At 37.0% G+C, this 11,823-nt stretch carries 11 protein-coding genes; all 11 read right to left on the bottom strand.

The genetic code is table 11. The annotated features are described in order from the left end of the window. Positions 1-119: 119 nt before the first annotated feature. Positions 120-1,376 carry an NADPH-dependent oxidoreductase gene (locus tag IGJ04_RS14305; protein WP_002357906.1) on the bottom strand — a complete coding sequence of 419 codons (1,257 nt, stop codon included), beginning with the start codon at positions 1,374-1,376 and terminating at the stop codon, positions 120-122. 18 nt (positions 1,377-1,394) lie between these two features. Beyond that, positions 1,395-2,003 (bottom strand): NADPH-dependent FMN reductase, encoded by a 609-nt coding sequence (locus IGJ04_RS14300; RefSeq protein WP_024797184.1) that lies wholly within the window; start codon positions 2,001-2,003, stop codon positions 1,395-1,397. Positions 2,004-2,029: 26 nt separating this feature from the next. Continuing rightward, entirely contained in the window at positions 2,030-2,965 is a 936-nt protein-coding gene (locus tag IGJ04_RS14295) for an FAD:protein FMN transferase (RefSeq protein WP_002413405.1), read from the bottom strand. Positions 2,966-3,184: 219 nt separating this feature from the next. Then, positions 3,185-4,075, bottom strand: a complete 891-nt coding sequence (locus IGJ04_RS14290; protein ID WP_002385979.1) for a helix-turn-helix domain-containing protein — start codon at positions 4,073-4,075, stop codon at positions 3,185-3,187. A 184-nt stretch (positions 4,076-4,259) separates the two neighbouring features. Beyond that, positions 4,260-5,588 carry an amidohydrolase gene (locus IGJ04_RS14285; RefSeq protein WP_002388842.1) on the bottom strand — a complete coding sequence of 443 codons (1,329 nt, stop codon included), beginning with the start codon at positions 5,586-5,588 and terminating at the stop codon, positions 4,260-4,262. After that, a complete protein-coding gene (locus tag IGJ04_RS14280) occupies positions 5,572-7,356 on the bottom strand; it encodes an adenine deaminase (RefSeq protein WP_033626812.1) in 1,785 nt (594 codons plus the stop codon). The genes IGJ04_RS14285 and IGJ04_RS14280 overlap by 17 nt, the downstream gene beginning before the upstream one ends. Beyond that, the gene (locus tag IGJ04_RS14275; protein WP_002357914.1) at positions 7,332-8,396 is read right to left on the bottom strand and encodes an ABC transporter substrate-binding protein; all 1,065 of its coding nucleotides are present in this window, start codon (positions 8,394-8,396) and stop codon (positions 7,332-7,334) included. The genes IGJ04_RS14280 and IGJ04_RS14275 overlap by 25 nt, the downstream gene beginning before the upstream one ends. Positions 8,397-8,422: 26 nt before the next feature. Further along, positions 8,423-9,463 carry an ABC transporter ATP-binding protein gene (locus IGJ04_RS14270; RefSeq protein ID WP_002384674.1) on the bottom strand — a complete coding sequence of 347 codons (1,041 nt, stop codon included), beginning with the start codon at positions 9,461-9,463 and terminating at the stop codon, positions 8,423-8,425. A gap of 38 nt (positions 9,464-9,501) precedes the next feature. Beyond that, the gene (locus IGJ04_RS14265) at positions 9,502-10,281 is read right to left on the bottom strand and encodes an ABC transporter permease (protein WP_002357916.1); all 780 of its coding nucleotides are present in this window, start codon (positions 10,279-10,281) and stop codon (positions 9,502-9,504) included. Beyond that, positions 10,274-11,110 (bottom strand): ABC transporter permease, encoded by an 837-nt coding sequence (locus IGJ04_RS14260; RefSeq protein ID WP_002382189.1) that lies wholly within the window; start codon positions 11,108-11,110, stop codon positions 10,274-10,276. Before IGJ04_RS14260 ends, IGJ04_RS14265 begins: the two co-directional genes overlap by 8 nt. 207 nt (positions 11,111-11,317) lie before the next feature. Beyond that, positions 11,318-11,698: a hypothetical protein gene (locus IGJ04_RS14255; protein ID WP_033626813.1), complete on the bottom strand. Its 381-nt coding sequence runs from the start codon at positions 11,696-11,698 to the stop codon at positions 11,318-11,320. Positions 11,699-11,823 lie beyond the last annotated feature (125 nt).

Here is an 11,823-nt window from a genome sequence, read left to right as displayed (position 1 = left end):
ATCTTCCTATAAAGTTCTTACTCTTTTAAGTATCAGCTTCTGTCAATAAAAGTCCTCATTTGGCATTGCTAATCTGAATACAGTATGACTACTTGTTGCCGCTATTTTTTGCTGTTATTTTACTCTTTAATTGAAGCGCTAGAAACGCTGTCAACTGTTGGCTTTTCGGTCGCTGACTCTTCTTCATGGACTGATGCACTTGAGACACTATCTGCCGTTTCTGGCGCTTCTTTTTTGGAGGCACCACTGACTGCATCGACGTTTTTTCCACCGACTAATTCTTGCCCAGTTTGTTTTAAATACCAATCAACAATTGGTTTAAAGTCTAAAATATACTCATTAATTCCCGCGTAATTTCCATTATCATCATACATCGCTTGATAGTTATGCACTACATAGGTATCTGGTCCGTGCATTGGAACATGAACGCGAATAGCATCTGTTTTTCCTGACCGTAATTGTTGAATCACCCATTCTACATTTTTCAATGCTTTTGGCGGATGGCAATTCGCTAATGGATTACCAACTTGTCCTGGTTGCCGTTTAGCAAACATTTCTTCAGCAACCATTTTTTTATTGTAATATAAAAATTGATTGTTACTGTCTGCATAAGTCAATTCCATTGGCATTGATTTTAAGAAATAATTTAGCTGATCTACGGTTAAAATGCCTCGATCTAATTTTACATATGTGTCGCCTTCCACAGCCTGAACCGCTTCTGCTGCTTGTTCTACCCAATCATCTGCTGCCATATCAACCCCTTCGATCGTTGTTTCAATGGTTCCTTTTGCATGTAAATCTTCAGGTAAGTCTTTTGGCTTAGCCCCTTCTAATTTTGAAATCACATCAATGAATTCCACGAATTTTTGTAATGTGCTTTCTAAAAATTGACGTGTTCCCTCCGCAATTAAGTTGCCGTTTTCATCAAATGCTTCTTTAGCTTTTCCTAATAAAAACTCGTTTCCAGGCATCACGATTGCATTGACACCAGGTGCATCAAGAATTTGACGGAGATGTAATTGCGCACGCGAGGTTCCTTGATCATAATAAGAGCAACCAACAATCATTACTGGTTTATTTTCCAGCGGATGAATTTTGAAAGATAACCATTCTAACACACTTTTCAAACCGGCAGGAATGGTATGGTTATGTTCGGGCGTCGCAATAATTACGCCGTCTGCTTGTAAAATTTTGCGATTCATATTCTGAATCAAGACACTGTTCGTTTGATCCTTACTTTGATTAAACATTGGAATATCTTTAATTTCTAAAATTTCCAAGTCGAACATTTTATAAAACTCTTTGCCAATATATTGCAGTAGTAACCGATTATAAGAAGAATCAGCGTTTGATCCGACGATCCCAATTAATTTCATTTTATTCACTCCATTTCGTTAAATCGTTTCCCATGAGAAATTTTCTGCTTCTTTTTTATTTTGCGCATGCGCATGTTTCAGCTGTTCTGTAATTTCAATAAATACACAAAAATCTGCAAACAAACCAGCTAGTTTATCTATTTGTTCTGAATCTTTTAACGCATTGTTTTTATCAAAAGCTTGTAAGGAATGCGCTAATAAAAATTCAGAGCTTGGCATAATTCGTGCTTTCAATTCAGGAGCATCTAAAATTTGACGCAGATGCGCTTGTGCTCTAGAGGAACCTAACGTGCCATAGGATGCACCAGTAATCATAACTGGTTTATCAACAAACGGAAAAATCCCGTAAGATAACCAACTTAGGGCATTCATCAAAGAAGCCGGCACCGCATGGTCATATTCAGGCGTACTGATAATGACGCCATCTGCTGCTTCAATTTTTTCAGCAACCGTTTTAACTATTTCTGGCAAAACTTTGTCTTCTGGCTTGTTAAACATAGGAAAGTCAACAATTTCAACTAGTTCAATGTCAGCCTCCTGCGCAAAATAGTGTTGCATAAATTGCAAAAGTTGACGATTGGTTGATTGCTCTGAGTTCGTTCCTACTAAGCCGATAATTTTTTTCATAATGAGCTGTCCTTTCTTTTTCGGTTCTATGAATGGATAATGTGAAGAGTATCTGCTAACCCGCTGCTATATAAAATTTGCTGGTCTTGTGTAATGATGACTCCTTCAATCCCATCTAGTTGATTGAGGATTTCAAGCGCTTCTGGAATTGGATAACCAAATAAACGCGTTGTCCAAATCTCACCATCCACTGAAGCATCCGAGATAATTGTGATGCTGGCCATTTCAGTTTCCAATGGGTATCCGGTTGTCGGATCCAACAAATGGTGATAGACTCGCCCAGCTTCGGTTAAACTTCTTTCATAAATGCCCGACGTCACAACCGATTGATTAGCCACTTCGACAAGTAAGCTGATTGTTTCTCTGGATTCTTGCGGATTGCGAATACCAATTCGCCATTTTTTGTTTTGATGCGTAGAGGGCCCCAACGTCACAATATTGCCGCCCAGATTAATCAAAGCAGACGTCACATGGACTTCTTTCAAATAGGCAATTAGTAAATCAGCGATATAGCCCTTTGCTAAAGCCCCCAGATCTAATTTCATTCCTTCTTCTTCCAAAAAAACCGTTTGTTTTAAGGGATTTAAGTGAATCTTTTCTGGATTAATTTTTTTCAAACAGGCTTTAATCTCCTTTTCTGACGGGACACGGGCATCTTTAAAACCGATTCGCCACGTTTGAACTAGTGGGCCAATGGTAACATTCAAATGACTAGCTGGATCACAACTATGCTTTTTCCCTAATGCAATTAATTGATACAACTCTGGATGAACGCTGACTGGTTTTTGCCCAGCTTGTTGATTGACAGCCATCAGTTCCGAAGTTGAATCATTTGCACTAAAGCGTTGTTCATAAGTGATCAATCGTTGATGCACTTCTTCTAGAATTTTTTCAGGTTCTTCATGGTCTACAAATACATCTATTACTGTGCCCATCAAATAAATAGTTTGACTTTGTTGCACCTCAAGACTTCCTCTCCACGAAAGATTGTGTTTTATTTCACATTTATTCACAAATGAATCATACGCCTTTATTTGATGCCAGTCAAGTCGTTTATATATTTTTTTATATAAAATAACGACCTTAAAATTTTCATTTAAGGTCGTAACGTGTCTTTAACTCTTTTAAAAAACGCTTTTTTTATTATATTTTTAAAATAAATATATAATTTTCTATATAAACTAATTCTCCTTAGATAAAATTGTTTCTTTCAATGTTTGAATTGCTTCCAACAAGATGCGGTTTTTATTGATTTTTGCATACGCGCGGGCATCTTGTAGTAGTTCTAAAATTTGCTCTTGCGGCTTTTCTTCAGCTAAGGCATTTTTCGCAAGTTGGAAAGCTGCTCTTGCCAAGTAATACGTGACGTGATTATCAGAACAGATGGAAATCGCATACTCTAACAAAGCATCACTTGTTTCTAAATCGCCTTTTTCTGCATAAAAAACACCACAGTGAAAGACAACATTTAATACTCGCCAAGTATCTTCCATTGATTGAATAGTATAGAGATAAATTTCCTTGAAGACCTTATTGAAATAAAATTCGGCTTTCTCAATTTCGCCTTCTTTGGCATAGGCCATGCCAATTCCAGTAAAAGCTAACAAACGGTAAATATCGCTCGTGTATTTTTGCTCTTCAAACAGAAGTTTTTCAAAGGTAAATAAGCAATCCATCAACGAAGCATTTTGAAAAATCATGACAAAGCCTTGTAAATAATAATATTCTAATAACAGTTGGGAATCTTTGATTTCATCAAAAGGAATATTTTTTAAAATTGTTTGCAATTGGTCATGTTCGCTGGTAATCAAGAAGAATTCTGCTTCTTCCATTTTTTCAAGAATTTCAGGTTGTTTAATCCCTACGCGCGGGAAGAGTTCCCCCAAAGGTAGCTCTAAACGATTACATAGTTGGATCAATATTTTTAAAGTTGGGACTTGACCATTCTTTTCAAAGCGACTAACCGTAACTTGCGTACAAATCCCTTTAGCCAATTCACTTTGCGACAAACCACGTGCTTTGCGTTTTTCTATAAACCGTTGTATATTCATTGCTTTTCCTCTCATTCTCATCTTCTCAAACTTACTATAATACAACTTACCTTAAAAATATATATAGAAAAAGAAAAATGTTTATAACAAAAAAGAACACAGACAACTCTTTCATTAAAAGTTTGTCTGCGCTCTATTAGAACCTGAATCACTAAACGTCAATTCAGCGTTATTTAATCAATCCGATACGTCATACTTGCTTTGTTTAGAGAGCAGCTCTTTTTTTAGCTTCTTTCACAAACGTATTCATGGCCTGATATAATTTTTCCTTGATTTCTTTGAGATTAGCTTGTTGTAATTCTTTATTGGCAACTAACTGTTGACCGTTCACCCAAACGGCTTCAACATTGCTAGCATTTGCTGAATAAACCAACGCTGAATAGGCATCAAAAATCGGAAACATATTAACTGATTGCGTTTCAATTAATGTTATATCCGCTTTTTTGCCCACTTCCAATGAGCCGACTTGCTCCGCCAAACCTAATGTTTTAGCGCCCCCCATCGTTGCCAGATAAACAATTTCTTTCGCAGGAAACAAGGAGCGATCTTGGTGTGCTGTCTTATGAAAATTCGCAACCATGCGCATTTGGGTGAATAAATCTAATGTATTCCCACTACTAGGTCCATCCGTGCCTAAACCGACAATAATCCCTTGATCAAGCATTTGCTTAATCGGCGCTACGCCTTTGGCTGATTTAGTATTCGCACCGATACAATGAGCGACACGCGCTTTTCCATTAGTCGCAGCTAAACTCGCAAGATCTTCATCTGTTGCCAAAATACAATGCGCTAAAATAAACGGCTCGCTCAAATAACCCAGTTCTTCTAAGAAAGCAATTGGTGTTTTTTGATAGGCTTTTTCAAACTCAGCCATTTCATAAGTCATTTCAGCAACGTGCATGGTCACAGGAACTTGGTATTGCCGACTAAGTTCAATAATTTTCGCCAACACTTCTGGTGAATTGGTATTCGGTGCATGCGGCGCAAGCATAGGCGTAATCAACGGATGACCTTGCCACTTGCGAATAAAGGTTTCCGCGTAAAAAAGACCGCCTGAAGGTTCTGGACTATCACAAGTGGGCATATCAATGATCGTCTCTCCGAGCAAAGCACGAACACTCATTTTTTCACAACTTTTAGCAATTTCATCTTCAAAATAATACATATCACAAAAGCTCGTAATACCACTCAGTAACATTTCAGCAATTGCATAATCACTACTGCATCCTACTAATTCTTTTGTCATGAATTGTTCTAATGGAAAAAGAAAACGCCGGAGTCGATCTGGCACATCGTCTCCTAACGAACGAAACGGAATCATGCCTACATGGGTATGGGTGTTAATCATCCCAGGCATTAAAATTCCATTTTGGCCATCGATTACTTGATTTGCAGCCATTCGCTTTTCATCAAGTGTGGTCATTGGTGCTAATTCCACAATTGTGTCTTCTTCAATCACTAAATAGCCGGCTTTGATTTCTGAAAATTGCTCATCCATTGTTAGTATATGCACATTTTTAATGAGTGTTTTCATGCAAAAGAACTCCATCCTCTGGAAAAACTAATGGATAGAAACGTTGTGACTTCGTATCCATCATCCCAAAATCTGTCACTTTAATGGCTGGCGAGACAGGCAATGATAGTGTAGAAAAGGACATGATTTCATTCATATTTTGATAGCCTAACGCTTGCATAGCTTGTCGGACTTTTTGTAAAGAAGCGCCTAATTGATCAATCGGTGCTTGCGATAAAATCCCACCAATTGGTAAAGGACAAGTTGCCATCACTTGCTGATCCGAAGCAACCAAATAGCCGCCTTGCATCGCTAATAATTCATTCTGCGCTAACAGAATATCCTCAATCGTATTACCCATCACCATTAAATTATGATGATCATGGGCCCAGGTTGTCGCAATGGCTCCTTTCTCGGAAAGGGGTTGATCCATTAAAGAAAAAGAAATATTACCATTTTTTCCGTAACGTTCCATCACAATTAATAAGGCACAGTTGGCTTTTTGCCATTGCAACAATCCATTTTCAACAGGAATTTCTTTTGTAATTCGCTCTGTAAATGTGCCAATTTCTTGTTTTTGAATCACATTACAACGAACTGTTTCTTTTGTTGTAGCCACCTTTAAAAGTAAATCTTCTTCTGTTAACTTTTTACATTGGATGGTTTGTTGGTAAGCGGCTGGAAACTCTTCAATTTTTTCTGGATAATGGAAGGGCTCGCCTTTTTCAAAAACAACCTTTCCAGATTTATAAACCGTAGTAATATCAAAACTTTCTAAGTCATTTAATAACAAAAAGTCAGCTTTTTTACCAGGTGCAATTTCGCCACGATCATGGAGACCCATTCGTTTGGCCGGCGTATAAGTTGCCATATAAATGGCTTTTTCGATAGGCAATCCTGCATGAACGGCTTTTTTGACATTTTCATTTAGATGACCTTTTAGCAAATCATCAGCCATCACGTCATCCGTGATAATACTTGCATAATTGTAGAAGTCATTGTCTACTATCACCTGAATGTTTTCAGGAGTGATTGATTTATTTTGAAATTGAATAAAGACACCCGCTTCAATTTTTTCTTTTAACGTTTTAGGAAATTGATGAGTATGATCTGAAGTGATACCGCTATATAGAAAATCTGCTAACTCTTGATCTTCGATTTTAGGACAGTGGCCTTCTAAAGGCATGGTTGGTCGTTGTTTTTGGCACAAATCGATAATTTGACGAATTAAAGAATCTGGCTCATAGGAAATCCCTTTAAAATTCATGGCTTCCCCTAAACAAATCACTTTTGGTTCTTTGAGTAATTCTGCTACTTCTGCTAAGCCGATAATCCCACCAGTTGTTTCTAATTCGGGAGTGGTCGAAGGAACCGAAGAAGGAATTGCGTGAAAGATATCTAGTTCTGTTTCAGCGGCCATAAAAGCTTTTAAGCCTTCTAAGCCAAATACGTTAGCCATTTCATGGGCATCGGCAATCACCGTTGTCACACCGTAACGCACTACTGCTTTGGAAAAAATAGTAGGTGTCGTCATGGAACTTTCAATATGCATGTGTGCATCAATTAAGCCGGGAATCATCCATTGATTCTCGGCATTAATTGTTTTTTGGGGCTGCAAATTGACGTTCTCTTCTTCATAAATGTAATAAAATTTATCATTTTTAATCGCAACATTTCGTTGAACGAATGTTTGAGTGACTGTTTGATACAGCCACACATTTTTTAGTAATACATCGACGTTCATTTTGTCCCTCTTTTCTAAAACTATTGATTCATCGTCCGATTCCATTGATCAATCCAATCCGCTAGTTGACTATTAATAAAATTAAAATCGACTGTTTTGGCACGTTCGGCAATGGCACCATATGTTTTATTTTTCGCTTCTTTTTCGCTTAACGTTACTTGTTGATTTGTAGGTCCTTCATTTAATGAAATCGCTTTGGCCTTTTGTGATTCTTCACTAATCCGTGCGTTAACAAATTTAAAGGCGGTTTCTTTGTTTTGTGCTTTTTTAGGAATATTGACTGTATTATAGTTGGCATACGTGCCGCTTTCTGGGACGACATACGTCACGTTTTCTGCTGCGCCTTGAATAATATCAACCGCAAAATCAGCAACCACAGCTGCTTCAATTTCACCAGATTGGAACATATTAGCTAAGTCTGACGATTTTGAATACGTTTTAACAACGTTTGGTTTTAATTCTTTCATCGCTTCAAAAGCGGCCTTCCCGTTATCTTTTGTAATATCTTGACCAGCATGTTCACTGGCAACGTATAACATTAAAGGACCTGCCGTCGTGGCAACGTCTGGAACAGAAATTTTACCTTTCAAATCAGCTGACCATAAGTCATCCCAGTTTTTAATTTCTTTGCCTAATTTTTCTTTGTTGTAAACAATCCCGATACTGTTTACAGCGATTGGTACGCCAGCACCACTTTCAAAAACCTCTTTTGCTCCCGGCGTTAACTGACTTAAATTAGGTACTTCTTTTTCTGTAATTTTTTCAAATAACCCTTCTTTTCCACCTTGTGCTGCATTTGCTTGTGCTAATTCAATGACATCAATTCCCGCATTGGGATTATTTTTTAATTTCGTAAAGCGGTCTGCGCTATTGCCTACTTCTAAGGTAACTTTCGCTTCATTCTCTTTTTCAAATGGAGCGATGATGTCTTTTTTGACAATATCTTCACTTAATCCGAAAGTTGAAACGACTAAAGCATTACTTCCACCTTTGCTCTCGCTTTTCGTAGTTGCTTCGCTGTTTCCACAAGCAGTCATTAATAACGTTGCAGCGACTAATGTCCCTAAAATTACGCGTTTTTTCATTTTTAAATCTTCCTCCAAAATGGTTTTTATTTTTCTAAAATAACTAATTTCTCAGCTGGAAAAGCCAAGTGAATGGTTTCGTTTGTTTCATATAACTGTTCACTTGTTCCATTAACCAGCAATGTACCTAACGCTGTTTCCACTTCATATTGATAGCTTTTCCCTAAAAATGTTCGGACAGCGACAGTACCTGCGACAGTATTAGTAGCAGCTTCTGAAACAATCTCAATGTCCTCTGGACGAATCGTTGCCACCGTCGTTGTAACATTTGGTTCAGGATTAGTCGTTTTCACTATTTGATTTGTTTGTGTCCGATAATGACCGGCTTCCATTTTTTCGACAGAGAAAAAGTTTTCAAAACCGATAAATTCTGCAACAAACTTAGTACGAGGCAAACGATAAATCGTTTCTGGTGAATCATATTGTTCAATCACGCCATTATTCATAATGGCCACTTTATCTGAAATAGAAAAACATTCTTCTTGGTCATGTGTGACAAAAACTGTCGTAATGCCTAATTGTTGTTGAATCCGTTTGATTTCAATCCGCATTGCCACTCGCAATTTTGCATCTAAATTACTCAACGGTTCATCTAGTAGTAATAGTTTAGGTTCAATAATCAGAGCACGTGCTAGCGCAACCCGCTGTCTTTGACCACCAGATAATTGTTTTGGATAACGGTCGCCCAAGCTTTCTAAACCACATACTTTTAGCATTTCCGTGACTTTTTGGTCCATGGTTTGTTTGCTTTCTTTGCGTAATTTCAACCCAAAAGCGACATTTTCTGCAATCGTTAAATGGGGAAATAACGCATAGCTTTGAAAAACCATCCCGAAGTTTCTTTTATGGACAGGAACCTTTGTTAGTTCTTCTTGGTCAACGAAAAACTGTCCGTCGTTTGGCTTAATTAATCCAGCAATCACTCTTAGCGTAGTCGTTTTACCACAACCACTCGGTCCTAATAAAGAAACTAATTCTCCTTTTTCCATTGAAATATTTAAATCTTTTAAAATATCTTGTTTTCCGTCATAGCTGACGCGAATATCTTTTAAATCCACAAAAGTCAAAATTTTCTCCTCTTTCTATCTCGTGCTTCTTCCATGTTTTAGGCAATGGAAGCTAGTCCCAACGTTTTTTCAATTAAAAACATTAAGCCCATTGTTAGTAGCATCAACAATACAGAAATTGCTGAAACAGTTGGATCATAATTGTATTCCATATAACTTAATAAAGAAGTAGGCAGCATCGTCACACCGGGACCTGATAAAAACATCGATACAGGAACATTGTTAAACGAATTGACAAATGCTAACATAAAGGCTGCAAAAATTCCTGAAGACACATTGGGTAAAACAATTTGAATAAAAGCTCGCAATCTTGTACAACCTAATGTCCAAGCTACTTCTTCCATTGAATAATCTAGTTGTTCCATACTTGACCCAACCACTCGAATAATATAAGGCAAACTAATTAAAAAATGCCCCATTAATAATCCTTGAAAGACAGGCAAACCTAATTTAATAACAATATATTGAAATAACGTATACCCGACCACAATTCCTGGAATCACAGTTGGGGATAAGAAAAAGCTTTTAATAAAGTTGCGCCCGCGAACGGAATAACGTGCCAGCGCATAGGAAGCCGGAATCCCTACTATTAATGCTAAAACAGTTGCTAATACCCCAATCAACAAGCTTAACTTAAAACTGTCCATAAACGTTTCCGATTGTAAGGCTTTGGCGTACCAATCTAAAGTAAATCCTTTAATCGGAAATTGAATCGCTGCGGCTGTTCCAAAAGAAGTCACCACAATCAAACATAATGGTAAAAATAAAAACAGAAAAACTAGAATTGCAATAACAGATAGTCCTTTTTGCTTACGCATGATTTGCTTCTCTCCGATCTACTTTCTTAGCGACCATGTCTAGGCCTTTCATCACAATTAATGTTGTTAAAATCATAATAAATGCAAGAACACTCGCCGATTGCCAATCACCTAAAGTATTAGCCTTTTGATATAAGAAGGTCGACATCATCATTTTTTGGTTACCACCTAACAGCTGTGGCGTCGTATAAGCCGTTAAAGTTCCTGTAAACACTAATATACTTCCTACGATGGTGCCTGGAATTGATAAAGGTAAAACAATTTTCCGAAAAGCCGTCATTGGATTGGCGCCTAGCGTCTCAGCCGCTTCTAGCATTTCTCCTTCAATGTTTTCCATAACCCCAACTAAGGTCATAATCATTGTTGGTAAAAATAAATACACTGAACCGATAATAATTGCAAATTCTGTATACAATAAATTCAGCGGTTGCTCAATTAAGCCTGTTTTTAATAACAACGTATTCACTACACCGTTTTTTCCTAAAATGTTAATCCAAGCAAAACTTCGAATAACTGAATTGGTTAATAATGGAAACAAGGTCATAGCCATTAAAAAGCCACGCCATTTTTTGGAAACTCCAGCAATAAAGTATGCCGTTGGAATGCCCAACACGATTGAAATACCCGTCACAATTAACGAAACTCTTATCGTTCGCCAGAAAATTGAAACATTATAGTCATCTTTAAAAAAAGTAACATACTGATTTAGTGTCAAGCCATGATCAGTAAAAATGGTTGGCAAAATGCTAGTAATTAATGGAATCATTAAGAAAAATAATAATAGTACTAGCCCCGGCGCCACAATTAAATAAGGAACTTTCTTGTTCATTCGTACACTCCTCGTTCGTTTTTTCACTTCATCAGTATACGCAAGGAAAACGTATATTTCAACACATTTTCATCTTTTTGTTCGTTTTTAAACCCGAACGTTCGTATATTTTTTCGAAAAAGGTTATTAAAAAATAAAACACGAACATTAAACAAAAAAACACAAACAAGACTGTTTGTGTTTTTTGTCAACTTTTTTATTTATCACTTAATTTTCTTGGAACGTTTGATCCTTTTCCATCATTTTCACTATAATACCATCTTGATACACCTGATAATATCCGAACAATTCATTCTCTTTTGAGACACTATTCTTTTCAGATATAATTTGAACAACATAACTTCCTTTATTTGACTGCTTAAACTTATAATGAAACGCCGAGTCATTCGTTGGTATCCCTAAACCATTTTGTAAAAATTCAATCGCTTCCTGTTTAGTATAAGATTCTGCTTCTAATTGCGTTCCTAAATGCGGATTTTTTTGATCAACAAATTGTCTTGCTTTGTCATTATTAGCAGACTTTTCTATAACGACTTCCTGTTGCGAATTCCTACTTCCTGAACAGCCAGATAATACAAATAAAATCATCAACAACCCCAAACACTTACTCAAAGTTTTCTCCTCCTCTCCATTTTGATTAGTAATACTTGATGATTTCTTTTATATTTTAGCATGCTTGATATAACGAATTGTGCTCAAAAAAGACAGAATCA

This window comes from Enterococcus sp. AZ050 (genome assembly GCF_051715085.1).
Taxonomy (GTDB): domain Bacteria; phylum Bacillota; class Bacilli; order Lactobacillales; family Enterococcaceae; genus Enterococcus; species Enterococcus faecalis.
Note: the sequence above shows the minus strand (reverse complement) of the source record. Positions and strands in the feature narration are given on the sequence as shown.

What these genes read in the sequence shown, in the direction of transcription:
- IGJ04_RS14300 (WP_024797184.1), bottom strand. Translation starts at nt 2,003, where the DNA reads ATGAAAAAAATTATCGGCTTAGTAGGAACGAACTCAGAGCAATCAACC.
- IGJ04_RS14285 (WP_002388842.1), bottom strand. Translation starts at nt 5,588, where the DNA reads ATGAAAACACTCATTAAAAATGTGCATATACTAACAATGGATGAGCAA.
- IGJ04_RS14260 (WP_002382189.1), bottom strand. Translation starts at nt 11,110, where the DNA reads ATGAACAAGAAAGTTCCTTATTTAATTGTGGCGCCGGGGCTAGTACTA.
- IGJ04_RS14290 (WP_002385979.1), bottom strand. Translation starts at nt 4,075, where the DNA reads ATGAGAATGAGAGGAAAAGCAATGAATATACAACGGTTTATAGAAAAA.
- IGJ04_RS14280 (WP_033626812.1), bottom strand. Translation starts at nt 7,356, where the DNA reads ATGGAATCGGACGATGAATCAATAGTTTTAGAAAAGAGGGACAAAATG.
- IGJ04_RS14305 (WP_002357906.1), bottom strand. Translation starts at nt 1,376, where the DNA reads ATGAAATTAATTGGGATCGTCGGATCAAACGCTGATTCTTCTTATAAT.
- IGJ04_RS14265 (WP_002357916.1), bottom strand. Translation starts at nt 10,281, where the DNA reads ATGCGTAAGCAAAAAGGACTATCTGTTATTGCAATTCTAGTTTTTCTG.
- IGJ04_RS14275 (WP_002357914.1), bottom strand. Translation starts at nt 8,396, where the DNA reads ATGAAAAAACGCGTAATTTTAGGGACATTAGTCGCTGCAACGTTATTA.
- IGJ04_RS14255 (WP_033626813.1), bottom strand. Translation starts at nt 11,698, where the DNA reads ATGATTTTATTTGTATTATCTGGCTGTTCAGGAAGTAGGAATTCGCAA.